This window comes from Endozoicomonas gorgoniicola (assembly GCF_025562715.2).
GTDB classification, from domain to species: domain Bacteria; phylum Pseudomonadota; class Gammaproteobacteria; order Pseudomonadales; family Endozoicomonadaceae; genus Endozoicomonas_A; species Endozoicomonas_A gorgoniicola.
Window position 1 is genome coordinate 4,887,501 of record NZ_JAPFCC010000001.1, and the last position, 26,654, is coordinate 4,914,154.

25 protein-coding genes (1 of these 25 only partly in view) are annotated in these 26,654 nt (G+C 48.5%); 10 read left to right on the forward strand and 15 right to left on the reverse strand.

Features of this window, described 5'->3' with window-relative positions:
• The 4 genes from NX722_RS21845 to NX722_RS21860 form a co-directional block, all read left to right on the forward strand.
• Window positions 1-1,238, forward strand: partial view of an IS1182 family transposase gene (locus tag NX722_RS21845; RefSeq protein ID WP_262563606.1) — the 3' portion only. It extends 280 nt beyond the left edge of the window; 1,238 of the gene's 1,518 nt are visible here — the last part of the coding sequence; its start codon lies off the left edge, out of view; it ends in the stop codon at window positions 1,236-1,238.
• Between the two features lie 401 nt (window positions 1,239-1,639).
• Window positions 1,640-1,954, forward strand: a complete 315-nt coding sequence (locus NX722_RS21850) for a hypothetical protein (RefSeq protein WP_262564992.1) — start codon at window positions 1,640-1,642, stop codon at window positions 1,952-1,954.
• 306 nt (window positions 1,955-2,260) lie between these two features.
• The gene (locus NX722_RS21855) at window positions 2,261-2,998 is read left to right on the forward strand and encodes a GIY-YIG nuclease family protein (protein WP_262564993.1); all 738 of its coding nucleotides are present in this window, start codon (window positions 2,261-2,263) and stop codon (window positions 2,996-2,998) included.
• A gap of 975 nt (window positions 2,999-3,973) precedes the next feature.
• Entirely contained in the window at window positions 3,974-4,615 is a 642-nt protein-coding gene (locus tag NX722_RS21860) for a TetR/AcrR family transcriptional regulator (protein WP_262564994.1), read from the forward strand.
• Window positions 4,616-4,662: 47 nt separating this feature from the next.
• Here the strand turns inward: NX722_RS21860 and NX722_RS21865 are convergent, their stop codons facing one another.
• The 4 genes from NX722_RS21865 to NX722_RS21880 all read right to left on the reverse strand — a co-directional run bounded on the left by NX722_RS21865 (window position 4,663) and on the right by NX722_RS21880 (window position 8,758).
• Entirely contained in the window at window positions 4,663-5,121 is a 459-nt protein-coding gene (locus NX722_RS21865) for an RDD family protein (protein WP_262564995.1), read from the reverse strand.
• A 57-nt stretch (window positions 5,122-5,178) separates the two neighbouring features.
• The gene (locus tag NX722_RS21870) at window positions 5,179-5,661 is read right to left on the reverse strand and encodes a glutathione peroxidase (RefSeq protein ID WP_322740981.1); all 483 of its coding nucleotides are present in this window, start codon (window positions 5,659-5,661) and stop codon (window positions 5,179-5,181) included.
• A gap of 98 nt (window positions 5,662-5,759) precedes the next feature.
• On the reverse strand, window positions 5,760-7,844 hold the full coding sequence (gene recG, locus NX722_RS21875) for an ATP-dependent DNA helicase RecG (protein ID WP_262564996.1): 2,085 nt from the start codon (window positions 7,842-7,844) through the stop codon (window positions 5,760-5,762).
• The gene (locus tag NX722_RS21880; RefSeq protein ID WP_262564997.1) at window positions 7,844-8,758 is read right to left on the reverse strand and encodes a hydrogen peroxide-inducible genes activator; all 915 of its coding nucleotides are present in this window, start codon (window positions 8,756-8,758) and stop codon (window positions 7,844-7,846) included. The genes recG and NX722_RS21880 overlap by 1 nt, the downstream gene beginning before the upstream one ends.
• A gap of 252 nt (window positions 8,759-9,010) precedes the next feature.
• On the opposite strand from NX722_RS21880, the gene NX722_RS21885 reads away from it, so the two are divergent.
• The 3 genes from NX722_RS21885 (at window position 9,011) to NX722_RS21895 (ending at window position 12,296) form a co-directional block, all read left to right on the forward strand.
• Complete coding sequence (locus tag NX722_RS21885) at window positions 9,011-9,856, forward strand: SDR family oxidoreductase (protein WP_262564998.1); 846 nt, start codon at window positions 9,011-9,013, stop codon at window positions 9,854-9,856.
• Window positions 9,857-9,900: 44 nt separating this feature from the next.
• The gene (locus tag NX722_RS21890) at window positions 9,901-11,151 is read left to right on the forward strand and encodes a flavin-containing monooxygenase (RefSeq protein WP_262564999.1); all 1,251 of its coding nucleotides are present in this window, start codon (window positions 9,901-9,903) and stop codon (window positions 11,149-11,151) included.
• Between the two features lie 101 nt (window positions 11,152-11,252).
• Window positions 11,253-12,296: a hypothetical protein gene (locus tag NX722_RS21895; RefSeq protein ID WP_262565000.1), complete on the forward strand. Its 1,044-nt coding sequence runs from the start codon at window positions 11,253-11,255 to the stop codon at window positions 12,294-12,296.
• A gap of 52 nt (window positions 12,297-12,348) precedes the next feature.
• Here the strand turns inward: NX722_RS21895 and NX722_RS21900 are convergent, their stop codons facing one another.
• From NX722_RS21900 to rpoZ, 5 genes are all read right to left on the reverse strand, one after another.
• Window positions 12,349-12,735, reverse strand: coding sequence for a RidA family protein (locus tag NX722_RS21900; RefSeq protein ID WP_262565001.1), 387 nt, complete (start codon window positions 12,733-12,735; stop codon window positions 12,349-12,351).
• Window positions 12,736-12,864: 129 nt separating this feature from the next.
• Window positions 12,865-13,611: a hypothetical protein gene (locus NX722_RS21905; RefSeq protein WP_262565002.1), complete on the reverse strand. Its 747-nt coding sequence runs from the start codon at window positions 13,609-13,611 to the stop codon at window positions 12,865-12,867.
• Window positions 13,608-14,033, reverse strand: coding sequence for a hypothetical protein (locus NX722_RS21910; RefSeq protein WP_262565003.1), 426 nt, complete (start codon window positions 14,031-14,033; stop codon window positions 13,608-13,610). The genes NX722_RS21905 and NX722_RS21910 overlap by 4 nt, the downstream gene beginning before the upstream one ends.
• A gap of 81 nt (window positions 14,034-14,114) precedes the next feature.
• Window positions 14,115-16,244 carry a bifunctional GTP diphosphokinase/guanosine-3',5'-bis pyrophosphate 3'-pyrophosphohydrolase gene (gene spoT / locus NX722_RS21915; RefSeq protein WP_262565004.1) on the reverse strand — a complete coding sequence of 710 codons (2,130 nt, stop codon included), beginning with the start codon at window positions 16,242-16,244 and terminating at the stop codon, window positions 14,115-14,117.
• Between the two features lie 50 nt (window positions 16,245-16,294).
• Entirely contained in the window at window positions 16,295-16,546 is a 252-nt protein-coding gene (gene rpoZ, locus NX722_RS21920) for a DNA-directed RNA polymerase subunit omega (RefSeq protein ID WP_262565005.1), read from the reverse strand.
• A gap of 290 nt (window positions 16,547-16,836) precedes the next feature.
• On the opposite strand from rpoZ, the gene NX722_RS21925 reads away from it, so the two are divergent.
• Window positions 16,837-18,618 carry an aminopeptidase P family protein gene (locus tag NX722_RS21925; protein WP_262565006.1) on the forward strand — a complete coding sequence of 594 codons (1,782 nt, stop codon included), beginning with the start codon at window positions 16,837-16,839 and terminating at the stop codon, window positions 18,616-18,618.
• Window positions 18,619-18,703: 85 nt separating this feature from the next.
• Window positions 18,704-19,507, forward strand: coding sequence for an alpha/beta fold hydrolase (locus NX722_RS21930; protein ID WP_262565007.1), 804 nt, complete (start codon window positions 18,704-18,706; stop codon window positions 19,505-19,507).
• 166 nt (window positions 19,508-19,673) lie between these two features.
• Here the strand turns inward: NX722_RS21930 and gmk are convergent, their stop codons facing one another.
• Together gmk and NX722_RS21940 are read right to left on the reverse strand one after the other, a co-directional pair.
• Window positions 19,674-20,291 carry a guanylate kinase gene (gene gmk, locus NX722_RS21935; RefSeq protein WP_262565008.1) on the reverse strand — a complete coding sequence of 206 codons (618 nt, stop codon included), beginning with the start codon at window positions 20,289-20,291 and terminating at the stop codon, window positions 19,674-19,676.
• 32 nt (window positions 20,292-20,323) lie between these two features.
• Window positions 20,324-21,187, reverse strand: coding sequence for a YicC/YloC family endoribonuclease (locus NX722_RS21940; RefSeq protein ID WP_262565009.1), 864 nt, complete (start codon window positions 21,185-21,187; stop codon window positions 20,324-20,326).
• Between the two features lie 340 nt (window positions 21,188-21,527).
• Between NX722_RS21940 and rph the strand changes: the two genes are divergently transcribed.
• Window positions 21,528-22,244 (forward strand): ribonuclease PH, encoded by a 717-nt coding sequence (gene rph / locus NX722_RS21945; RefSeq protein ID WP_262565010.1) that lies wholly within the window; start codon window positions 21,528-21,530, stop codon window positions 22,242-22,244.
• 94 nt (window positions 22,245-22,338) lie between these two features.
• Here the strand turns inward: rph and NX722_RS21950 are convergent, their stop codons facing one another.
• The 4 genes from NX722_RS21950 to NX722_RS21965 all read right to left on the reverse strand — a co-directional run bounded on the left by NX722_RS21950 (window position 22,339) and on the right by NX722_RS21965 (window position 26,562).
• A complete protein-coding gene (locus NX722_RS21950; RefSeq protein WP_262565011.1) occupies window positions 22,339-23,298 on the reverse strand; it encodes an ABC transporter substrate-binding protein in 960 nt (319 codons plus the stop codon).
• Window positions 23,299-23,344: 46 nt separating this feature from the next.
• On the reverse strand, window positions 23,345-24,355 hold the full coding sequence (locus tag NX722_RS21955) for an ABC transporter permease (protein WP_262565012.1): 1,011 nt from the start codon (window positions 24,353-24,355) through the stop codon (window positions 23,345-23,347).
• Window positions 24,355-25,848 (reverse strand): sugar ABC transporter ATP-binding protein, encoded by a 1,494-nt coding sequence (locus NX722_RS21960; RefSeq protein WP_262565013.1) that lies wholly within the window; start codon window positions 25,846-25,848, stop codon window positions 24,355-24,357. Before NX722_RS21960 ends, NX722_RS21955 begins: the two co-directional genes overlap by 1 nt.
• Window positions 25,849-25,911: 63 nt before the next feature.
• A complete protein-coding gene (locus NX722_RS21965; protein WP_262565014.1) occupies window positions 25,912-26,562 on the reverse strand; it encodes an L-fuculose-phosphate aldolase in 651 nt (216 codons plus the stop codon).
• Between the last annotated feature and the right edge of the window lie 92 nt (window positions 26,563-26,654).

Sequence of the window (26,654 nt, forward strand, 5' to 3'; positions counted from 1 at the left end):
TCATGTACATCTCTCAGATGAATTGCCCAAACTTCCGGGTCCTGGGGGACTTCCGCAAAAACAACCTGTCGTTTTTTCATGACTGTTTCAAACAGTCCGTCAAGCTGGCGATGGAGCTGAAACTGGCATCGCTTGGGCATATCAGCCTGGATGGTTCGAAATTCAAAGCCAACAGTTCAAAGCATAAGGCCATGAGCTACGGCCGGCTTAAAGCCAAAGAGGCAGAACTCAGCGCTGAGGTTGATGAACTGATCAAAAAAGCCAGCCAGTGCGATCAGGAAGAAGACGACGCCTACAAAGAAACCAATGGCTACAGTATTCCTGAAGACCTCCAGTTTAAAGAAGAACGGCTGAAGAAAATTAAGGCTGCCAAAAAAGCACTGGAAGAGCGTGAGAAAGCCCTCAATCCGGACGAGCCAATAGACGACAAGAAACAGATTAGCTTTGCAGACCATGATGCCCGGGTGATGAGCAAGAAAGGGTACTGCGAATACAGCTACAATGCCCAAATTAATGTAGATGCGGATCACCAGATCATTGTTGGCCAACACATCAGCCAGCGCGCCAACGACGTACAGGAAGTAGAACCTGCTCTTCAGGCTTTGTCAGAATCTACCGATGGCGCAGCTGTGGATAAATGGAGTATGGACAACGGCTATTTTTCAGGGCCAAATCTGCACACCTTGGATAAACACGGAATAGACGGTTATATCGCTACTGATAAGGAAGAAAAACCGGCTGTCACGAACCTTGAAAATACTGATCGAAAATTTGTCAAAGCGGATTTTACATACAATATTGAAGCTGACGTCTTCATCTGTCCGGCTGGGGAAAAATTGGTTACCAATCCAGCCAGTAAAGCTAAGAGGAAAGGCTACCGGGCAAACAAGGAAGTATGCCGAGAGTGCGCTTACCGCTCCAGATGCAGTGGCTCCAAGAAAAGTGCAGGCAAGGTAATTCGCACAGACAAGTTTGAAACTGCACGACAAGCCATGAATAAAAAAATGGAAACAAGCGAAGCGAAAGCGGTATACGAACGTCGCAAAGTAATAGCGGAACCGCCGTTTGGTCAGATAAAAAACTCTGGATTCAGGAGTTTCAGTCTGCGCGGGAAAGAGAAAGTGGAAGCAGAGTTTTCACTGGTATGCACAGTGCATAATTTCAAAAAAATTGTGAAGAAAGCTTTAACGGGGTCACTCCGTCTTGAGGATTTAAAAAAGGTTGAAAAAGCGGCATAAAGGTAAAGAAAAGCTGTAAATTGGCAAAAATGAGCAAATCAACCTCAAAAAGTGGTTGTTTTTTGCTCATTTTGAATTTTGCGAAACCTTTAGGAGGACTGCCTAAGCTATTCTCGGTCAGGCTCCTAGGGATATGGTGACGATGACGAGCTACAGCCCAGTAAAATCAAGGGGTCGTATAAATACGTAGAGACGAGCAAGGGTGACTGCAATGGTTGCCCTTTTTTGTAAAGTTTTACCGTCACCACACGTCACCGCCTGCACACACACCACGCCTCAAAACCGATCACAGTGGACACGCTGGTAGTTTTGTAAAGCCATCAGATACCACCTACCAATGAGAGCCTGCCGTTGGTCAAATAGCCACGCATTCGACGCAGCAACAAGAGCAGGTGCAGACTATGGAACACATCAATGCAGCCATGAACCGAGGCGAGTTGTTTGACGCCGCTGACGTGGACGGTATTGACCGGGACGAACTTGAAACGATTAGGGCAGTAGTGGAAGCGGAAGCGGTACTACTCCCAGGGACAAAGAACAAGCCGGGGCTGACTGGTGAATCACTGGAGCTACTGGACAGACTACTGATACCGGATAGCGACAGTACACGACAAACCATCTATGCCATTGCTGAAAAGTTTAAAGGTTTGGCAGTGACCGGAAATAGGACAAAATACTGCACTTTTTGTACGTGTGAAAGTGACTCAGAAGGCTAGAAGCCACGGATAGCAAGGGGTCTAGCGGCTTAGGCTTTTTCCCTTCCTTATAGAGACCAGGGATAGATCAGATTCATGTATGAAAGAATCTATACCCGGTAATTAGTCGAACGACGCCGGACGCCTGCAAGTGGCTAGGGTTTATCCCATTGACAGCCACCAGCACACTGAAAAGTCAAAGTGTCGGTTTGACAGTTTGAGAATCAGCACCAGCACAGTTTTAGTATTCGCTGAATTTAGCGAAAAACCTAACACCACCAGTACCACCAGCAGCAAATACTTTTAGCCAACATTGGAGAGAACCTAATGGTCAAAGCAACTACCAAAACATTCAGGCAATTCTGCAAGCCTTGTAATAGCGAACAGGACTTTTACGCCAACGGGACTAAACGGTGCGTGGAGTGTAAGCGGAAGCTGAACGCCGAAAAACACCCATCAGCTCAGGTGTACCAGCCAGCCGACAACCTTAAGCTATTGGGCATGACTAAAAATCAGTACGATAACTGCACAGAACCCGGCTTCGAACGTCTGTATCTGTCCAGCGTGTACCGATTGACGCACAGAGCGACAGGCCATACCTACATTGGTCAAACTGAACAGGCGACGGATAACCGGGTACATAGACACTTTGCAGCAGCTCAAGAACTCAAAAAGGATGGCTCAGGCGAGTACGTATACGACCATTCGATGGCGACGTTTATCCGTGGTCGTATTGCCGACGTTGGCCTGCAAGCCGCCAAAGAAGAATGGAGTACCAGTATCATCAATGAAAAGGTTTTTAATCTTGAACCCGGCGATAAGGATCGAGTTAAACAGGTGCTGTTGCAACTGGAGGGTTCGTATCTTGATGGTGAGTTACAGCACCCATTGAACCTGAATGAACAGGCTTCAGCGGTTGAGCTGTTCACAGTACCTCAGCTATCCGGTACACAGTCACCAGATACAGAAACACCGCTAGATGACTTCGGACGGTTTGAGGCTCAGTCGAAGGCAGTCATAGCTGCATACCAGAAAAGGTTAGGTCAGTATGTCAAAACGACATAGTGAATACGACTCTGCTTGCCTGGAACTGGTGTTACCCTTGCTGACTCTGGTTTCATGCAAGCTCGTTAACGTCTGGTACTGGCATATGGCAGAGGTGGTACCTAATTTGGAATACATACTCATTAAGAATAAGTTAGTAGAATAAGTTAGTAGGTTACTACATCTAGCTCTATCTTAAGATATCTATAGATATGTCTTTCGGTTCTTCTTTCTATAAGGAAGGTAAAAAGGTACTAACCTCACAGCCCACGTATAGTAAGGGCTTTAGGTTTTCACACTGGTATTTGACCGTGTAAAAGTGACCCACTTTGTCCTATTTCCCGGTCAGTACCGCTACAGCCCACGGTTTGCAAGGGCTGGAGAGAATGACTTAAATCCGGTCAGTACGCCAGCACCGGACAAAACCGCAAGTTTCAGCACCGGATAGTTCCTTTTTTAACCTGAAATCTCTCCAGTAGATTTTAGGTCAACACCAGCACACCCACCAGTACCGGAAACAATACGCCAGATACAGTGGACGCTAATTTATGCTGCCCACCATGAATACCCAATACGCCAAAACGGCGGCTTGACTTTTCTGATAGGTGGCGAAAAAGATACGGTATCTAATCCGCCAGATCGAAAAGCAATAAAGCTGACCCTTCAAATCGAGGGGTCAGGTCAGAAAAGAAGCTGTCAGTGTATTCCTGAATCAGATGTGTACCGCCGTCCCCGTGAGCTTGCCCGTTGTTCCGACCGGACGGACAACAGAACCGGCTTTTAAAACTTGCTACTCAGATTTGGCAAGCAAAACAACCACCACCAGCACACCCACCAGGGACAGCAATTCGCTAACAACTCTGCCAACATTCACATACTGTGCTAACCTGAACCCTCATTAAATCAAGAGGTTACACGGATGACCAGTGCTAACAACGTCAGTTTTACTAACCAGATGTTATGACCTCTGAACATCAATCTGCGGGGATAGAGTACATGTCAAAAACGACCGTAAAACCCAGAAAAACACCAGTGCAAAGCCGATCAAAAAAACGTGTTGAGTCGATCTTAGAGGTGACTGCATCCTTACTGGTAGAGAAAGGTTATGAGTCACTGACAGCAGTAGGTATAGCTGAGAAAGCCAAAATTCCAGTCGCATCTCTCTACCAGTATTATCCCAACAAAGAAGCTGTTATCTACGCGCTGTGTGAAAGCATGATAAACGACGTGATGCAAAGGTTTGACGACTACGAAAACTTTGATTCTCATAAACTGGGTATCTGGGAACTTCTCGAATTGATTGGTGAACAGGAGTACGCAAACCCGGCTAATCATAAGCTTGAGTTTGAACTCAACAGAGCAATGATTGCCATGCCACAACTGTCAGAGCTTCATGAGTCATTTGACGAGCGCATATCAAAACGCTTTTCTTCTATCCTGAAATACTATGGTTCAAAATGGAGCATTGATGAACTGGTCAACTTATCACGCATTGTCTTCAGAATGGGGACAACGTATTTTGAACACATTAACAATAACCGGGAAAATCCAACTCTGGCGAAGCAGAGCAAAGAATTGATAATGAAAGCAATGGGGTCACTGATTCAAGACTGTCTGCATGAGCCAGCAACCAGTTGAAACGCGCAGTGAGGGGAGCAGTGTATTATCCCCTCTGCTGGTTAATTTCAGCTTTCACTTTTCTTTAGTTTAATGACAACGGTACCTGCCAGTTTATCATGCCAGCCCTGTTTTCTCTTATCGATGGCAATCCAGATAAATCCAAGCATCAGTGGAATGATCGACAGAAAGTAACCAACATACCGGATAGCAGACTGACGAAATCCCGGAATTTGCCCGGTTTTGGCATCAACAACTTGCACCGACGTTGCCATTTTTCCAGGCGTCGCCCCTCTGTATCGCCAAAACAGGATGACAAACACAACAGGAAGCAGCCAGTTAATCAACAAGTCCCAACTGCCAAGTACCGGTGCTTCGTTGTGCCACATTTCGCTGCCGTAGATCACCAGCGTTAACGGGACAGTAACGAGCAATAATACAAAAGTATCAATCAGCGTGGCTCCACAGCGAGCCCAGAAACCTGCGTATTCAATAGATTCGGGAAGCTCCGGAGCCTGTTCAGTCATGTTTCCACCATTCAGTCCTGATTACATTGTCGTCTTATCGACCTGGGAGCCGATCTCTTATGACTCAAGTTCTGCGAGAATAGCACTCTCCAGATTTTCAGGTTTTGTCGTTGGTGCATAACGGGCAATCACTTCACCCCTGCGGTTCAGGAGAAACTTGGTGAAATTCCATTTAATTTTCTTCGTTCCTAATACTCCGGGAGCTGCCGACTTCAAATCCTGATACAGTGGGGCAGCACTGTCGCCGTTAACGTCAATTTTCTCAAAGACAGGGAAGGTTACACCGTAATTTTTTTCGCAGAAAGCTCCAATCTCATCACTGCTGCCAGGCTCCTGATGGCCAAACTGATCACACGGAAAGCCCAGGATCACCAGCCCCTTCTCACCGTACTTTTCATACAGGCTTTCCAGCCCTTTGTACTGGGGTGTAAAGCCGCACTTGCTGGCGGTATTAACAATAAGAACCACTTTCCCCCGGTAGCCACTTAGGGAGCAGGGTTCACCATTCAACAGTGGCATCTCATATTTCAGCAAGTCCATCATCGTTCTCCGTGCTGTTATTGTTTTGTCAATATAGAACGATATTTTTGCGCTATAGGCAAGACTGTTTCACTCAATCAATCACTGTTGTTTAACGATTAAACATTGGCGTATTGCTCAGCATGCCCCAGCCAGCGAAGAATCAACGGCTCGGCATTTTCCGGGGCGACCTGCAACAGGGTTTGTGCGGCGGAGCGAACATCTTCCAGCAAGTCACTGTCTCGCTCCAACTCAGCAACCCGCAGTTGCGCCAATCCTGTTTGCCGGGTTCCCAGCACTTCACCAGGCCCCCGTAACTCAAGGTCTTTTTCAGCAATAATAAAACCGTCGCTGGAGTCACGCATCACCTGCAGCCGCTCCCGACTCTGCTGAGATAACGGTGCGTGATACATCAGAAGACAATGACTGGCTATATTACCTCGACCAACACGCCCCCGAAGCTGATGAAGTTGCGCCAGCCCCAGCCGTTCAGGGTTTTCAATAATCATCAGGCTGGCATTGGGAACATCCACACCCACCTCAATGACCGTTGTAGCCACCAGCAGATGTAAATGACCTGATTTGAAGGCATCCATCACCTCCTGCTTTTCACTGGCTTTCATACGACCATGGACCAGGCCAATAGACAACTCTGGCAAGGTTTCCCGTAATTGTTCCGCAGTTACCTCCGCAGCCTGACACTGCAAGGTTTCCGACTCATCAATCAGCGTACAAACCCAATAGGCCTGCCGACCTTCCAGACAGGCAGCACGAAGCCTTTGCATGACCTGTTCACGCCGGTCGTCGCCAATCACAACGGTGTTAACCGGCGTGCGCCCCGGAGGCAGTTCATCAATCACCGAGCAATCAAGATCAGCATAAGCACTCATCGCCAGCGTTCTGGGAATCGGTGTGGCGGTCATAATCAGTTGATGAGGTTGTCCGCCGTTCTTTTCGCCTTTGTTCCGCAGAGCCATGCGCTGATGGACACCAAAGCGGTGCTGTTCATCGATAATTGCCAGCCCCAGTCGATGAAAGTCAACATCGTCCTGAAACAGGGCGTGGGTTCCTACGACAACTAACGCCCCACCGCTGGCTATTTCCTCCAGCACCTTCTCACGCTTTTTACCCGTGGTTTTGCCGGATAAATAAGCCACTGATACGCCCAGGGGCTTCAACCAGCTTTTAAAATTGCGTTCATGCTGTTCTGCCAGAATTTCAGTGGGTGCCATAATCGCCGCCTGATAGCCATTTTCCACCACCTGCAGGGCCGCCAGCGCAGCAACAACGGTTTTGCCTGATCCTACATCCCCCTGAACCAGACGGAGCATAGGCTCGGCCTGCATCATATCCTGACTGATTTCGGCCACTACCCGTTCTTGCGCGCCTGTCAGGTTAAACGACAACTGTTCACGGAAAGTGCGTGTCAGCTCTTGCTTAGGCGGCATGGGGTAGCTGTTAACAGTACGCACCAGCGTACGCAGCTTTTGCATACTGAGGTTGTGTGCCAGCAGTTCTTCAAAGGCAAGACGTCGCTGGGCTGGATGACGCCCCTCGCCAAGCAAAGCCACTGAATTGTCCGGAGGAGGGCTGTGGAGCAACCTCACAGCATCCACCAGCGTTTCCAGCCGATACTGTTGTTGAACAGACTCTGGTAGCCAGTCTTGCAGGGCAGAAGGGTTGTTCAGTTTATCCAGTGCCAGATCACACAGGCTGCGTATGCGTTGTTGAGTTAAGCCTTCTGTAGCGGGATACACCGGTGTCAGCGTTTCCTCAACCTCAAGCTCGTTGTCCGGCTTTATCACCCGGTACTCCGGATGGTAAAACTCCAGGCCTGATGCCCCCCGCCGGGGCTCACCAAAGCAACGAACTTCAACCCCGGCTTTCAGGTTATTTTTCTGAGCTGCAGAGAAATGATAAAAGCGTAAGCCCACACTGCCCGTGCCATCGCTGACCCGGCACAACAGACTTCGCCTGCGCCCCATCACCACTTCAGCGCCAAGCACTTTGCCCTGCACAACGAAGTCTCCATCTGGCTGGAGTGCGCCAATGGGTGTTATGCGGGTACGGTCCTGGTAACGTAATGGCAGATGAAACAGCAAATCCTGTAAATTGCGGATATGAATTTTAGCCAGTTTTTCCGCCAAAGCGGCCCCCACACCTTTGAGTGCCGTTACCGGAATCTCATGCAGAGGCTTACTCATCAATCTTTAATCCTGTTGATATCAGTACATTGTTTAAGCGCCCCAGCCAGAACATCAATGGCTTTGGGTCTTGGGAAGCTGGCTCGCCATGCCAGGGCGACTGTTCTTTCCGGCCTTGGAGTACTGAACGGCTTAGAGGTCAACACATTCGGTGCGTAATAGTTATTGCCCAGAGCCGACTCTGGCAGAATGCTGATGCCCATGCCTGACGCAACCATATGGCGGATGGTTTCCAGCGAAGTGGCTTCAATACCAGAGCCGTCATGCCCCTCATTTAGATTAAGCAGCGGGCAGGCCTCCAGAATCTGGTCGCGGAAACAATGACCTTCACCCAACAGCAATACTTCATCTCTGGACAGTTCTTCTTTATTAATCGCATCACGCTCAGCCCACGGATGATGGCTCGGCATCAATACCCTGAAGGCTTCATCATAGATGGGTAATGTTAAAACATCCGGTTCAGTGAAGGGCAGGGCAATGATGATGGCATCCAGTTCACCCTGTCTTAACTTTCGACGCAGAACGGCGGTAAAGTTTTCCTCTATATAAAGTGGCATACCGGATGCCAGCTCTGCCAGTTTGGGTACCAGGTGCGGGAACAGGTAAGGGCCAATGGTGTAGATCGCGCCCACCCGCAACGGTGTGCTCAACTGGTCTTTACCTTCTTTTGCCAGCTCTTTCACAGCATCCGCTTCTTCAAGGACTTTCCTTGCCTGCTGAACAATGCGTTGCCCCATATCACTGACACGAACAGCGTTGCGAGTACGCTCAAACAACTCAACGCCCAGTTCTTTTTCCAGTTTTTTCACCCCGGCACTGAGGGTAGGCTGGCTGACAAAGCATTCAGCTGCAGCACGACCAAAGTGCTGTTCCCGGGCAAGAGCGACAATATAGCGCAGTTCAGTCAGAGTCATAATAAAAGTAAGCCGACAACGATTATAAGAACACTGTAAATTTAATCAGTATTATTCACTAATTCCTTTGCTGTGTCAGCTTTTGCGCTATCTGTCGCTGTATTTTCCTGCTGTTACACTTTTCGCTCATGGCTATTTGGTACTGAAAAACTGAACTCAGATGATTCCATATGGCCGGATACTTAACCGTTGTTTGTACGAGCCAGATGTAGTTGACTAACGAACAGTTCTTTCTTTTTAACGAGAACAGAGATGGACACACAGAACATTCTAATCGCAGGTTGCGGCGACGTAGGGTGCGAGCTGGCCAGACAGCTGCTACTCTCAAGTGACTTTCAGGTCTGGGGGCTGCGTCGCTCCATTGACCAGCTGCCCGAAGGTGTTCACGCTATTCGCGGTGACCTTTCAGACCCAAAGAAGCTCGGCGCATGGCCTGAAACCATCGATTACGTTTTTTATACGGCCGCTGCCGACGGTTACTCACCAGAACTTTACCGACAGGCTTACGTCACTGGTCTTATGAATGTGATCAATCATTTAAAGCAGAACAGCATTCAGCCCAGGCACCTGTTCTTCACCTCCAGCACCAGCGTTTACCATCAGAGCCACGGTGAGTGGGTTGACGAAAACTCGGACTGCAACCCGCAAACCTTCGCAGGTCAAACATTACTGGAAGCTGAAAAGGTACTGTTTGCCAGTGACCTGCCTACCACTTCCGTTCGCTTTGGTGGCATTTATGGCCCTGGCAGAAACCGACTGATTAAACGGGTGCTGGAAAAAAAAGGATGTGCTAAAGAGCCGGTCGTTTACAGCAACCGAATTCACAGGGATGATTGCGCCGGCATTCTGAAACATCTACTGCAAATGAGTAACAGCGGGCAAACGCCTGATCCTGTTTACCTTGGTGTTGATAGCCAGCCTGCCCCTATGCACGATGTTCTGCACTGGATTGCCGGTCAGTACGGCGTAGAGCTGAGCGATGATCATCCTGCTCCCCCAAGATCCAGTAAACGTTGCAGCAATCGCAAAGTTCTTGATACGGGTTATCGTTTTAAATACCCGGATTACAAGGTTGGCTATCTGAACAATTCTGCCTGATAGCGGTCTATTCTTTCTCCAGTGAGATCAGGCAGAGAGCAAGAATGTCCGCTAACAAAGAAGTCGCCATCATCGGGGCAGGGCCAGCAGGGTTAATTACCGGCAGCATACTGAAGAAGGCTGGCTTCACTGTTACGCTCTTTGAGCAGCGTGACTGCCTGGGTGGTTCCTGGGCAATCCAGCCTTTGTCCACACTGGTTGATATTCGTGACGGGGTTTCCGGAATATACTCCCCAACCTTCCCCTCGTTGCGTTGCAATTTACCAAAGCAGGTCATGCCGCTGCCAGACTTCCCTTTTCCTGATGATTATCCACTCTATGCCCGCCATGATGATGTATTGTCACACCTGCATCGCTTTGCAGAGCACCAGAAGCTCCTGAGACACATTCGTTTTAACCATCGCTTTCTTAAACTTGACGCCTCATCCACAGCTTCACCCGAAAAGCGTCGCTGGCAGGTTCAGACCAGTCAGGGCGTTGGTGAATTTGATGCCGTTGTCTTCTGCAACAGTCACTACTCTTTCCCAAAACTGCCAGACCTTGAGCCATTACTTCCTTTTACCGGTCGGCTTGAGCACAGTTTCAGTTACCGGGGTCCTGAAGCCTATCGCCATAAACGTGTTGCCCTGATGGGCTCAGGACCTTCCGGTGAGGACCTGAGCAGAGAGATCAGCCACTGTGCCAGTAGAGTTTACCTTTGTACTCATCCTGGAAGCCGACAACTGCACAAGCCAGTCACGGGACGGTACGGAGCGCATAATAACCTGACCCGACACCGCGACGTTATTGCCTGTAATGACCGAACCGTGATACTGGAAAACGGTGAGAAACTGGAGAATATTGATGTTCTGATCCTGTGTACCGGTTTTCAGCCTGACCCGGCTTTCAGGCGTACTCTGCCGGGTACCGGACTGTCTGGTGACCAAAATACTATAGCCCCGCTTTACCTGAACCTGTTTCACCCGAAGTATCCTGAGCTGACAGCAACGAGCATGATACAGTGCGCTGCCCCCTTTATTCTGTATCGCTACCAGGCTGAAGCCATTGCGGGTTACCTGAAAGGCAAAATACAACTGCCCAATGCTCAGCAACGGCAATTTGCGGCAGAGCAGTCGGAGCTTCGTCAGACAGGACGAGTGGATTTTTCGATTCGCAAAGCCAACAGCATGGAGCATATAAACCGGCTGGCAAGCATGGCAGGCATTCCGCCGCCAACAAAAGAAATATTAGAAATACTGGCGACCGCCAATAAAAAACGGCTGGAGCACCCGGATACTTATCGAGACCTGCCGTGATAGAACGGGTAGAGCTTCGGAAGAAGCTCTGCAAAAGAGTTAACTAAAAAGGATCGTGCTATCTTTCCGTAGGGTATTTTTTATTAATATTGCCTGGAGTGATGATAGACATGCCGTATGTGTTGAAAAGGAGTTTTGTTTTATGGGTACTCAGCCTGGCACTAACCCGGTCACTGGTCGTTTATGGGATAAATCTTGAATTTTCTACGTCTGTCCTTTTCAAGTGGGATCTTTTTACAGATAGAAACGCTGATAGTGTTCTAACAGGAACAATAAGAGAAAATATTACTACCAGAAATAGTGTTATACGGCCTGACGAGGAGGCCGCTTTCGCTTCAGGTGAACCCCGTCGTCAATATACGGTAATCGAGTCGGACTCAGTAAGAAGCATTACAGTAACAGATCCTGTGAATCGCGTTAGCTTCACAGGATCGCCGTTTGAGCGATTCAGTAATAACTATGAAGGGACTCACAGGCTCAGGTATCTGTACAGAGACCCTCCCAGAACTCCATTTCTAACCAATTGGGATATTTTCAACTACCTTACCGGGAACCTCTTTGAGCGGATGAGGAACAGATTTCGACGTTATTTCAGGCGTTCACACACAACACCGCCTCGATCTCAGTTATCTTCTCGTGACGATGTTCGTCACTTATCTTTAGAAGAATTCAGGGATGGTCATAACGAGCTAAGCGTTCTGGAAAACAATGTATCGGTTATCTCCCTTTCAGGATCCGACATTATTACAGGAAGGTGGCTGGAAAGCATACTGGACAGTAACGATGAGTTTCAGGATAACATCGTTATACCAGGACTCCTTAATGATTCGATCCCTGTGCGTACCAGAGTCCGGGCAGCACCTGACAATTCGGCTGCAAGAGTGATTACAATGAGGGTTGATCCAGATCGGTCAGATGAGCTGGGAATTGAAAGAATTAACCTACACGTCCATAGCGGGTTCCCAGAAAGTACTATTGTGTCAGAAATTGAATTTATCTTTCATGAAACCAGACTGGTTATGCGCACAGTTGGACAAGAAAACCCTGTCCATGGACAGGGTTCAGGCACTTTACCACCAGCCGCCCCTTCTGCCGGACTTTATTCACCTACCGGCAATATTTTTACTGGGAGTACCACAAATTAAGAACTTACCAATGAACTATCTTGCCGTTAGTAAATCTTTGCCAGGAGCCGAACTACTTAAGTTCCAGAACAGCGTCAACCTCAACCGGTACACCCTTTGGCAACTCTTTCACGCCAATGGCAGCACGTGCCGGGTAAGGCTGCTCAAAGAACTCAGCCATCACTTCGTTCACAGCAGCAAAGTTGCTCAGGTCGGTCAGGAAGATATTCACCTTGGCGGCGTCCTCCAACGTACCACCTGCAGCTTCGGCAATCGCTTTAAGGTTGGTAAAACAACGACGTGTCAGGTCTTTAAAGTCGCCGTCCTGCACTTCCATGGTTTCAGGCACCAGTGGAATCTGTCCAGAAATATAAACGGTGGTCCCTGCTTTTACCGCCTGGGAGTATGTGCCAATCGCTTGCGGCGCTCCCCTAGTGTTAATAGTCTGTCGGTTACTCATCTCGTCCACCTTCCAAAAGGGTGATAGTAGGGAAGACTCCGCATATTGCAAGCAGATTTGCAGTTTATTATGAAGCACGAAGGAAGTAGCAGAAATGAAGGGTGATTTATTGTGCAAGAAACAATCTGCTCAATCAGGTTTTAATTTGCCCCAGCTTGTTGAATATTTATTTTTAATACAGAAATTATACAGCTCTTCATAGCCATGAATCCTTTGGCTTGTTAATTCACGATGAATAGACTTTAAGATAATTACACCATTATCAATATCAAGAGCCAATAATGGCTGAGTTATTACACTTTCGATATGAGCGAATTCAACTTCGCTGTTATTGTTGAATATTTTCATGGAAAACTCACAGTGAGTAACATTATACTCGGCTATACGTTGATTCTTAAGTAGTGGGCGATTATTCCTAATGTCATCTAAAAACAATTCTTTCAAATCGCTGACTTGTGAAAGCGTAATTATTCTTTCATAAGCTTGCATGGAAACTCTTAAGTATTGTTTTGTTCTACCATCTGCGAACGCAATTCTTGTGTCCAAAATGGCCCTGAGCGATGGTCCGGAAATATGTTCTTCACCATCAATCTCAATAATTTCAGCTGGCGAGAGAATGTTTGCCATTCCTTGATATATTAAAGGCCTTTCAGCACCTGAGTTGCCTGTTCTCAGGATGCCTGATAATCCCTTAACTTTAATATACGGAACTCCATTAACACAAATTTTAGTGTTAACAAAAAAAGCATTCACTATAGAAGTCAAGTGACCTTTATCAAGAACGCTGGTAGCAGCATTGGCAATATGATCAATTTCAGGCCTTTCAATTAAGTCGTCTAATTGATGATAAATTACAGATGGTAATTTGCTTGTCATGCCTTACCTACCATTTGACTATAAATCTTGTTTATTTTTTGCATAATCATCTCATAGTCTAATAGGTTATCATCAATGTTTTTGTCAGGATGAAATATTGATTGATACTTTTTCTTCCATTCATTAGCCATTTTTTTATCTAAATAATGTTTCTTTTTTATACCAAGTTCTTTATCAAAAGAAGTGCCTTGATGATTTATTATCATAAATGCCAGCTTATGCTTTTCTGACTTAAAAAAAGCATCTTCATTTTTAAGTGAAGAGACATCACAAAAAGCTTCTATAACTTTCAGTAAGTCTTTCTTTGTTTTTATTGACAATACATCAGAAAGACCCTTGTCGTTTAAAATATGTTCTCTTATTTCATCATACTTTTTGTCTATTTCATTCTCAGTAATTGATAAGGCATAAGATTTTTCCATTAATCTTCTCCAGTTAATATAAAGGTTGAGTATAATACTGAAACTAGGGATAGCAAAGTTACTGCGTCAACAACGCAGTAACTACGACTCCCTGCGGCGGGTAATGGAGTGTACGCCTTTAATCACGCGCAGTCGTTTAATGATGCGGGCAAGATGGACACGGTCTTTAACGTTCACCAGTAGTTGTACCATGCAGAAACTGGCATCACGTTCTTCCATGCTGATCTTTTCAATATTGCCTTCGACCGCCGTAATACTGGTGGCCAGAGAGGCGATCATGCCACGATGGTGTTCCAGCTCGACCTGAAGGTCTACTGTGAATTCACCGGAAACATGTTTGTCCCAGTCGACTTCCAGAACCTTTTCAGGGTTATGGCGAATTTCTGCAATGTTTTTGCAGCTGTCGGTGTGAATCACAATGCCCCGACCCGAGCTGACATGCCCCACCACCGGATCGCCGGGAATAGGGTGACAACACTTGGCAAAGCTGATCACCATGCCTTCAGTGCCACGAATGGTCAGAGACTGTTCAATATCCACATCCAGTGACGACTTCTCTTCACCATCGGTTTCCTGAGGCTCCACCAGCATACGGGCAACGATGTAAGCCATACGGTTACCAAGGCCGATGTCTTCAAGCAGTTCGTCCAGCGACTCCAGCTTAAAGTTTTTCAACTGCTGGTTGAGAATGCCCTGATCCAGCTGATCCACCCGGGTGTCAAAGCTGACCAGTGCCTTGTTCAACAGGCGATAGCCAAGAGCAATGGATTCGTTTCGACGCTGATATTTGAGGAAGTGACGGATGTTGGAACGGGCTTTGCCAGTCAGAACAAAGTTCAGCCAGGCAACATTGGGGCTGGCACCTTCCGCCGTTACGATTTCTACCGTCTGTCCGCTCTGCAGTGGCTGGCTGAGTGACGCAAGTCGTTTATCAATACGACAGGCAACGCAGGTATTACCCACATCGGTATGAACCGCATAGGCAAAATCGACCGCCGTCGCCCCTTTTGGCAATTCGAGAATCGTACCACGGGGCGTGAAAACATAGACTTCATCGGGAAAGAGGTCGATTTTAACGTTCTCAATAAATTCCAGAGAGTCACCGGCATTCTTCTGTAGTTCCAGCACACCTTTCAGCCACTGCCTTGTACGAGCATGACTGCCCGACAGCGCTTCATCACCGGATTTATACAGCCAGTGTGCGGCGATACCATTGTTTGCCATATCTTCCATTTCCTGAGTACGGATCTGGATTTCCACAGGTATGCCGTGCATACCGAACAAAGTGGTGTGGAGGGATTGATAGCCGTTGGCTTTGGGGATGGCGATATAGTCTTTGAAACGACCGGGGATGGGTTTGTAGAGGTTGTGAACAATGCCAAAGGCGCGGTAACAGCTGTCGACGCTCTCGACTATGATGCGAAAGGCGAACATGTCCATGATTTCACCAAAGGACTTGCTCTGGCTGCGCATCTTTTTATAAATGCTGTAGAGATGTTTCTCGCGACCCACCACCCTGCCTTTAAGACCTTCTTCTTCCAGTCGGGCAGCAATGGCTTTCTGTACTTTGCCCACCAGATCCCGGCGATTGCCACGCACCTGTTTGACAGCCTGGCGAATCATGCGTGAACGCATGGGGTACATGGCCTCAAAACCGAGGTCTTCCAGCTCAATCCGCAGACAGTGCATACCAAGGCGATTGGCTATTGGAACATAAATTTCGAGGGTTTCACGGGCAATTCTGCGGCGTTTGTCCGGTCGCAGAACCCCGAGGGTTCGCATGTTGTGCAAACGGTCTGAAAGCTTGACGAGAATAACCCGGATATCCCGGGCCATGGCCAGCGCCATTTTCTGAAAATTCTCGGCCTGAGCCAGGGTTTTATTCTCGAAGTGCATGTGGGTCAGCTTGCTGACCCCGTCTACCAGTTCAGCGACAACCTCACCAAACTGTTCGACAATAGCACTTTTTTCAATACCGGTGTCTTCTATGACATCGTGCAGCATGGCGGCCATCAGACTATGATGGTCCATGTGCATGTCGGCCAGAATAGCTGCCACTTCCAGAGGATGGGTGATATAAGGCTCACCACTGCGTCGTATCTGCCCGTCATGGGCCTGTTCGGCGTAATAGTAAGCCCTGCGAACAAGATTAATCTGTTCAAGGGTCAGGTAGGACTTCAAGCGGCCGGCAAACTCATCGATAGTCAGCAAAGCCCGCTCCTCCTGTGCAGCATTCCGGACATCAGAGGCTTTCCTGGCTGTTAGCTTTCTACACCAGCCAGAAACATAGCGGCATCGTCTTCATCAACAATGCGCTCTTCAACGGAACTTGCAGATACCAGGCCTTCAGCAATTTCACGCAGAGCCATTACCGTTGGCTTATCATTTTCCCATTCCAGTTTTGGTTCTTTACCACCAATGGACAGCTGGCGGGCGCGCTTGGAAGCCACCATCACCAGTTCAAATCGGTTATCAACGTTATCCAGGCAGTCTTCTACGGTTACTCGAGCCACTACTTCACCTCTCGTTATTTAGAAAAACGGTTTTCTTTCGCTATGGCTGCTTGAATCATCGAGCCGCCAGTCTATCGACGTGATATATTTTTGCCGACATTAGAGTCTACTTTACGACCTGTTTTCAAACAAGTGCGTACAATATCCAGGGCATTAAAACCGGGAACGACTTATGACGTTATCGGTTCCTTTTTAATTTCCGGAAGGCAGGCTTTGCCAATAGTATTTCCAACAACTTAAGGGTTATAGTTCCGGAAATAATTTCAAACCAAAGTCATTCGGAGTAGATCATGAGCAGTACACAAGAGAAGCTCACGGCCCTGAGAGCCGCCATGAGTGCCAGCGATATCGATGCCTGGATTATTCCCAGCTCTGACCCTCACGAAAGTGAATACACGGCAGAACACTGGGGGGGCAGGGCATGGCTGTCCGGTTTCACCGGTTCAGCAGGCACCGTGGTTGTACTGAAAGACCAGGCCGCCCTCTGGACCGATGGCCGTTATTTTCTGCAAGCCAGCCAGGAATTGGAGAACTCCGGCATTGAGCTGATGCGTGACGGGATGCCAGAGGTTCCGGCCATTCACGAGTGGCTGGTCGATACGTTGCCTGAAGGCAGTGTAGTCGGCTTTGATGGTAAGGTCATGAGCCATCACCAGACTGAGAAGTTACTGGCAGCTTTCGCTGACAAAAACATCACCATCGACGTTGAAAAAGACCTTCTGGAAACTATCTGGATCGATCGTCCAGATATGCCTGCGACACCGGTGTTTCTGCATGATGACAGCATTGCTGGCAAAACCAGAGAAGAGAAGCTGGCTGAAGTTCGCCTGGAGATGACAAAAAAAGGCGCCAGTCACCTGCTGATCACCATGCTGGACGATATTGCCTGGTTGCTGAACCTGCGCGCCAGCGATATTGAATGCAACCCGGTGTTCCTGTCCTATATTCTGCTGACAGACACCGACGTCAAACTGTATATCAATGCCAGCCGCATAGAAGACGATGCTTTGCAGGCTTTAAAGCAGTCGGGCATAGAGCTGCTGCCTTACGATGCCATCGCTGACGATATTCGCAACCTGGACAGCAACACACGCCTGTTGATGAATCCGGCTTCCACCAATCAGTGGCTGGTCAATGCGTTGCCGGAGTCCGTCAAAATTATTAAGGCTGCCAGCCCAACCCTTTTGCTGAAAGCCATTAAAAACGATGTGGAAATTCAGCGCATGGGTGACTGTCATCGACGCGATGGCGCAGCGGTTGTCCGCTTTATGCGCTGGCTGGAAGAGACAATTCCCGGCGGTGAGGTCACCGAGCTGTCACTGGATGAGTTTCTGCAGGCCAGTCGGGCGCAGGCACCAGAGTTCAAAGGGCCAAGTTTCCCAACTATTGCCGGTTATGCCTCTAATGGAGCCATTATTCACTATCGTGCTGATGAACAATCCTGCCAGAACGTTGAAGCAAAGGGGCTGCTCCTGGTTGATTCCGGTGCCCAGTACCCGGACGGCACCACCGATATTACCCGAACCTTTGCCTGTGGCCCCATGACAGAAGAAGAACAGAAAGACTATACGCTGGTTCTGAAGTCGCATATTAATCTGGCAAAAGCCCGCTTCCTGAAAGGTACTCGAGGCATGCAGCTGGATATCCTTGCCCGTCAGCCGGTCTGGGAAGCCGGGCAAAACTACAACCACGGCACAGGCCACGGCATTGGTTACTTTCTGAACGTACACGAAGGTCCTCACAGCGTCAGCCCTAAATGGATTGACCAGCCTTTGCAGGTGGGTATGCTGCTCACCAATGAGCCTGGCATGTACCGTAATGGCAAACATGGTGTACGCCTTGAAAACATCATGCGTGTGGCTGAAGACATCACGACAGAGTTCGGTGAATTCTACAATCTGGTTCCGATGACACTGGCACCGATTGATACACGCCCCATTATCCGGGAGATGCTGACCCAGCCTGAAATCGACTGGCTGAATCAATATCATGAAATGGTTCGTGAAGCGTTGTCGCCACTGCTCAGCGGTGCTGACCTTGACTGGCTGAATAAAGCCACTCAGCCATTCTGACGATCATTATTCCCGGCTTTCTGTCCTGAAAGCCGGGTGTTTCTTCTACGCCCTCATCTCTTTACAAGAATAAAGGAAGCGAAACGTGAGAAAGCAAGCCATTGGCGCCATTGCCCTTACCTTTCTGGCCGGGCTGTCGATTAACTCGCCAATGGCTTCAGAACCGAAAGTAACCACTCATTTCACCGATACCGGTGTCGCTTATGTGGAGCAGGGAAATCTGACCAGTCACTACCGAATAATTTTTATACACGGCTCGCCGGGCAGCAAAGAAGGCTATAAAGATTATCTGGAGGACCCCTGGCTTTTGAAGAATGCTGAGTTAATTTCTGTAGACCGGCTGGGTTATGGTCAGTCTCCGAAAAAACTTGAAGCCAGTCTGGACTCGCAATCCAGATCTATCGAACCACTACTGACTAAAGACAAAATCAATATTCTCGTTGGCCACTCACTGGGGGCAACAATTGCTCTTGATCTCGCGCTGATGGTTCCCAATCGGGTACAGGGGATGGTTCTGATTGCTCCCGCACTTGATCCCAAACTTGAAGAACCTAAATGGTACAACAAACTGGCAGACACCAGGCTGGTCAGTGCTTTTCTGCCTGACCACTGGAAAAAATCAAACGGAGAAATGATGCCGCTGGCCGATGAGCTTTCGAAGCTGAGTCGCAAAGACTGGCGTTTGTTAGATCCAGTGCCTGTCATTTTGATTCATGGCGATGAAGATAGCATTGCCGATCCTGATAACTCAGTATTCGCCATTAAACGTTTAAAGGGTAAGGGAAAGGAGCTGGTAAAAGTCAAAGGGGAGGGGCACTTTATCCTATGGAAAAATCCCCCCAGAGTTATTAACGAGATCAAAAAGATCATTAACGTTAGTCACCGCTGAAAGCAAAAATGTTCCGTGCATTAAGTCTGCTTTTTATGGCTTACGGGTCGCCACTCTGAAGAATCAAGGCCCGGAATCTGGTCACGCAGCAAAGCTGCATATAATCATACAGCTTCCTGCGCGGGAATGACGTTGAATATAGCCTTCAACGCAGGGAGGTTATGCGTTAATTCAGCAAGCCTTTAATCAGATCAGCCTTGTAGTGCTGCATCCATCCAATCGCCAGACGTCGGCTACGGATAATGGTTTGCAGGTCACGCAGAGCCAGATCAAACTCATCGTTGATCACCAGATAATCAAACTCACCGTAGTGAGACATTTCATTCACCGCCTGGGCCATACGGCGGTCAATGATTTCCATATCGTCTGTCGCACGACCAATCAAACGCTCACGCAATGCTTCCAGCGAGGGTGGCAGAATAAAAATACTGACGGCATCGGGCATCAGACGACGAACCTGTTTAGCTCCCTGCCAGTCGATTTCCAGAATAACATCTTCACCTTTTGCCAATTGCTCGCGTGCCCAGGTTTCAGAGGTTCCGTAGAAGTTTCCGAACACTTCCGCGTGTTCCAGAAAACGACCTTCACCCAGTTCTTTCTGGAATGCTTCAGCAGAGACAAAGTGATAATTTACACCATCCACTTCCCCCGGGCGCTGTTCGCGAGTGGTATGGGATACCGACACCTTAACGTGCGGCGTAGACTCTACCATTGCCTTAACCAGACTGGTTTTTCCCGCACCGGAAGGTGCTGCAATAATATAGAGTTTGCCTTTATTAGCCATGATTGCTCCAACAGCCGGGCAGCCGCCCAACATTATTCAATATTCTGGATCTGTTCTCTCATCTGTTCGATTAATACCTTGAGGTTTACCGCACTCTGGGTCAGACCGGCATTGATCGACTTGGACGACAGTGTGTTGGCTTCACGGTTCAGTTCCTGCATCAGGAAATCCAGCCTACGACCAATGCCGCCTTTTTTGTCCAGTGTTCGTTTTACTTCCTGAATATGAGTATCAAGACGATCCAGTTCTTCATCAACGTCCATCTTCTGCGCAAGAATAATCATTTCCTGCTCCAGACGCTCGGGATCCAGTTCTGCTTTGGCTTCTTCCAGGCGATCCAGAATCTTCTGTCTCTGGGCTTCAATCAGCTCAGGCAGAACACCGCGAATCGTACCCACTTCTTCGCTGATGCTGTTCAGGCGGGTCAGCACAAACTGCTTCAGTTCGGCTCCCTCTCGCTGACGCATATTAATCAGCTGAGTAATTGCCTCTTCAAACGCCTTCAGAGCCGCTGCATGCACAGGCGCCAGATTGGTTTCTTCGTTCTCCATCACGCCTGGCCAGCGCAGGATTTCCAGCGGATCGACGCCTGAAGCGTTAATGAACCAGGTTTCAACCTGATTAACAGCACTCTGCACACCTTCCAGAGCCGCCTCATTCAAAGTCAGTTTCTGGGTGCTTTCAGCCAGTTGCAGCCTCAGATTGCATTCAATCTTGCCACGACTCAGCTGCCTGCGCAGAACTTCACGCAACCCCGGTTCAATTTCGCGAGCCTGTTCCGACAATCGAAAATGCGGTTCAAGGTAGCGATGGTTAACAGAACGAATTTCCCACACCAGACTGCCCCAGTCTTCCTGGACTTGAACACGGGCAAAAGCGGTCATACTGGAAGTCATAAAAAACTCTTTTCGTACTCTTTACTATGAAAATGCAGCTCTCTCAGGCTGTGTAGCCATTTTCATGTTTCGGGGTGAGCTGCACTAAAAATGCCCCGGAAGCCTTCCAGAGTCGGCTCACAGATGAGAAAAAGGGACGGATTGTACGATTATCCGGAAGTTTATCCACAATTAAAACAATCTCATCGATAAAAAAATGGGCTTCGACCCTGAAAATTGTTGATGACAAACGCTAAAACGGCAAGGTTGCAATCTCACTGTCATTCACAACGCCGCTAGCCTTCCTATAAGTCTGGGTTATAATCTCGCCTTTCCATTTCCGGCGGTAGAAGGTAATACCATGCGTCCAAGCGGCAGAACAGCTGATCAACTGCGTGAAGTTAAAATCACCCGAGAGTACACCATGCACGCCGAAGGCTCAGTGTTGGTGGAATTCGGAAATACCAAGGTTATTTGTACTGCATCTGTCGATAAAGGTGTCCCACGTTTCCTGAAAGGTTCTGGTCAGGGCTGGGTAACGGCAGAGTACGGTATGCTGCCTCGCTCCACCACTGAGCGAATGGGTCGTGAAGCGGCTCGTGGCAAGCAGGGTGGCCGCACACTGGAAATCCAGCGCCTGATTGGCCGCTCCCTGCGTGCCGCTGTCGATATGAAAAAGCTGGGTGAAAACACCATCAACATTGATTGTGATGTTATTCAGGCTGACGGTGGCACCCGTACCGCTTCTATTACCGGCGCGTGCGTAGCACTGGTTGACGCTATTCGTCACATGCAGCGCAAGAAGATGATCAAGACTGATCCGTTTGTTCAGCTGATCGCTTCTGTGTCCGTTGGTATGTACAAAGGCAGCCCGGTTCTGGATCTGGACTACCCGGAAGATTCCAACGCTGATACCGATATGAACGTTGTGATGACTGAAGAAGGTGGTTTTATTGAAATTCAGGGTACTGCCGAAGCCGCGCCATTCAGCCAGAATGAAATGACCGCCATGCTGGCGCTGGCCAGGTCCGGCATTGAAGAACTGGTCATTTTGCAGAAGAAGGCACTGGACGAATAATTTCAGTGGCTGTTATCAGGCTGGCTGTTCTGGCCAGCCTGATCTCCAGAGACACTTACTGTTGCTATTTTCCGCTCATGGCTGTTTTTTCCGCTCATGGCTGTTTTGGTCTGATAATGTTTTGAATGTCTTTATTATTGACATTCTTACTGGTGACCAACACTGCCGGAATATCAATCACTTCCTTGACGTCATGACCTGTCAGAACGTTGTGCAGGGTTTTCATACCAACGTAGCCAATCTGGAACGCATCCTGAACCACCAGCCCCTGTATCACTCCGGCTTTCAGGAAGTTAACAACAGCGTCACTGGAATCAAAACCAACCACCTTGATTTTGCCAGCCAGCCCCAGACTGTCCACCGCTGAAGCCACTCCCAGGGTACTGGCTTCGTTGGTGGCATACACAGCTGACAGGTCAGGATTAGCGCGAATAATATCCATCGTCTGGTTCATTGCCCGCTGCGGATCACCCTCAGAATACAAAGGACTCAGAATTTTAATCGCCGGATATTTCCTTTTCATTTGCTGAACAAAGCCGTCAACGCGATCAGTGGCCGTCATCGTACCGGCATTGTGAGCCACTATTGCAACTTTGCCCTTGCCTCCCAGAATATCTTCCATAGCGTCAGCAGCCATAGCACCAGCAGCCTTGTTGTCAGTGGCAACAAACGACACCGGGATATCCGAGTTTACGTTGGAGTCGAAGGTGACAACCGGCACCTTCTGAGCATGGGCACGTTCAACCGAGGGCAGCAGCGCATTGCTGTCCAGTGCGGCCAGAAGCAGGCCATCCGGCTTTTGGGTCAGAACGTTTTCAACCAGTTGCACCTGCTGAGCAACCTGGGTTTCATCGGAAGGGCCAACGAAACTGGTTTTTACATTCAGCTCTCTGGCAGCAGTATCAGAACCCATTTTTACTGACTGCCAGAACTCAAGCATGAATCCTTTGCTGACAACCGGTATATACAACTTTTCTTTGGCAACTGAAGTCATCGATGCTGTCATCAACCCTGCCGATAAAAACACGGAGATTGTCAGAGTACGAAGATTCATGAAGGCTCCCTTGTCGTTATTAAGAATTAGTTCGTTAAAGGATGGCTTATCGCCGCTGCGTACGTTTACGCTGGTTATCCAGAAAAACTGCCGCCACAACCACCACACCCATTGCAACCATCTGCCAGAACTGAGAAACCCCTGTCAGGTTGAGACCGTTCTTGAGAACACTCATGATAAAAGCACCTATAACCGTTCCCCAGATTGTGCCAATGCCGCCACTCAGGCTGGTTCCACCAATCACCACAGCCGCAATAGCTTCCAGCTCATAACCAACGCCGGCAGAAGGCTGTCCGGAGTTCAGCCGGGAGGCGAGGATAATGCCGGCAATGCCGGTCATGAAGCCACAGAATGCGTAAACCATCAGTTTTACACGCTGAACGTTGATTCCAGACAGCCTTGATGCTTCTTCGTTACTTCCTACCGCGTATATATAACGGCCGAAAACCGTACGACGAAGGATGTATGCTGCCATCAGCGCAATCACAAACAGGCAGATTACCGGATAAGGAATAACACCCAGCAGCTTATCTTGCGCCAGCAGTCGGAATGCCGGGAAGTCAAGAAAGTAAATGGGACGTCCATCGGTGAATACCATGTTCAGTCCCCGGACAGACATCATCAGTCCCAGAGTGGCAATAAAGGAAGGAATGCCCGCTTTTGCCACCAGAACACCACTCAACAGACCACATAGCGTTGCAGCGGCAATACCGGCTGTCACGCACAAAGCCAGAGGCATTCCAAAAGTCGCTGCGATGCCGGTACATACGCCTGAGAAAGCCATGACAGAGCCCAGTGAAAGGTCAATGCCTCCGGTGATGATGACATAGGTCACTCCAACCGCCATGATGCCGATCACTGCTGTCTGCAGGGCAATGGTCATCAGATTTTCTATCGAAAAGAAGTAAGGGCTGCCAACACTGAAGAAGGCGCAAAGCAGAATAAGGCTCAATAACGGTGCCAGCTTCATCAACAGTTCTCTGTTGACGATAAAGTCTGACTTCTGTTTCTTCTGTTTTTCAGCTTGTTCGTACTCAATGGGTTCATACATAGCCATCAACCTCCTAATGCCGCATATTTCATAATGCTGTTCTGACAGGCCTGATCTCTGGACAGTTCACCGGTAATACGACCATGACGCATGACCAGGATTCGGTCGGAAAGGCCAATAATTTCCGGCAACTCAGACGAAATGATAATGATGGACTTGCCCTGCTGAACCAGTTCATTCATTAATTCATAGATTTCATATCGGGCGCTCACATCAATGCCCCGGGTCGGCTCATCAAAAATAAGTATATCGGTATCCCTGCAAAGCCATCGGGCAATGATAATTTTCTGCTGATTACCCCCGCTGAGGTTACCTGCCAGTTGCTCCAGATCAGGGGTTTTGATTCTCAAACGCCTGCTGAATTTTTCCACAACCGACGATATTTTTTTCTCATTGATAACACCCAGAACACTGGCGTACTTCTGGTAGTTACTGAGTAGTGTGTTCACCTGCACAGACAACCCCAGTGCAAGGCCTTCGAGCTTTCTGTCTTCCGTTAAATAACCAATGCCGGCTTCAATGGCCTCTTTGACAGAGTGATTTTTCAACAGATTTCGATTGAGAAGGATTTCTCCACTATCGATCGGATCGGCACCAAAAACTGCCCTTGCCAGCTCAGTTCTGCCTGCACCCATCAGTCCCGATAAGCCAAGAATTTCACCACGATAAAGATCAAAGCTGACATCATTCAGTACGCCTTCACGGCTGAGGTGTTTAACAGACAGTGCCACCTGATCAGAAGCAGCAGACTGACGGAGAGGAAAGAGATTACTCAGTTCTCTGCCCACCATCATGCTGATGAGTTTATCCAGCGTCGTATCCTTGTAGTTGACAGTGTCCACATATTCACCGTCCCGCATGACCGTAGCGCGATCGGCAATAATGGCTAGTTCTTCCAGACGATGGGAAATATAAACAATGCCAACCCCCTGATCCCTGAGCATATTTGTAACCCTGAACAGGCTGTCGATTTCACGTTCTGTCAGGGCCGCCGTTGGCTCATCCATAATCAGTATTCTGGAGTTGAACGACAATGCCTTAGCAATTTCCACCATCTGCTGCTGAGCAACAGTCAGGGTGCTGACCTGCCGGTCTGGAGCGATAGCCAGATTGAGCGTTTTCAGTATGCCGGCAGCAGCACGATTCTCACGCTCCTCATCAAGAAGCCAGCCTTTGCGATGTTCACGACCGATAAAAATATTCTGGGCAACCGTAAGATGGGAGCAGAGATTAAACTCCTGGTGAATGATGCTGATACCGAGCTTTCTGGCGGTCAGTGGCTCGTTAATAATGACCGGACTGCCTTTGTAAAAAATTTCGCCCTCATCTTTCTGGCAAACGCCGGACAGAATTTTCATCAGGGTAGACTTGCCTGCACCGTTTTCACCAAGCAAAGCATGAACTTCCCCCCTGCGAAGATTAAAATCCACCCGGTTAAGGGCAAGCACACCGGGAAATCGCTTGGTGATTTTTTTCATCACCAGCAAATCATCTGACATAAGCCTGTTCCCTCGAACTGTGATTAACGTCCACTCAAACCCCCAGAGTTCAAACCCGCAGAATTAACTTTTCTCTCTTAATCCATAACGTTTGAATTTGCCCACCACCACATCAATTTCATCATCAGGCAGCAGCGGAATTTCCAGTCCGGTTTGCAGCAGGTTGACGTACAGCTTAGACAAAGTTTCCACTTCTTCCGCAAGCCACATGGCATTGCCAAGGGTTTTGCCTGCCGCCGTCATGCCATGGTGCTGCATCAGGATGGCGTCACGCTTTAAGAAGCCAGCAGCCACATGACCGGACAATTCACTGGTTCCGTAAGTGGCATAGGGAACACAGGGAATGTCTTTTCCTCCTGCTGCAGCAATCATGTAGTGAATAGCAGGAATCGCCCTGCTCATGATCGCCAGAACTGTGCTGAACACGGCGTGGTTGTGTACCACAGCGTTCAGGTCAGAACGGGTCTGGTAAATAATCTGATGAAAGCGCCATTCGCTGGAAGGCACCTTTCCGTCCTCATAGCCACCATTATTGTGAACAAAGACGATGTCGCTCTCATCCATCTGGTCATAGGCAATGCCAGAAGGCGTGATCAACATCCCGTCCTCATATCGGCAACTGATATTACCTGCAGTTCCCTGGTTAAGGCCTGAGCGGTTCATATTCAGGCAGGCATCAATGATTTTTCCGGGCAGATCGCCTCTTACGTGCATAAAACAGGCTCCACTGTGTAACAAAGCAAGCATTGTGTCAGGGGGATACCAAGACCGGAGGCAGGTTATCTTGATTTTTTGACACAAACGCT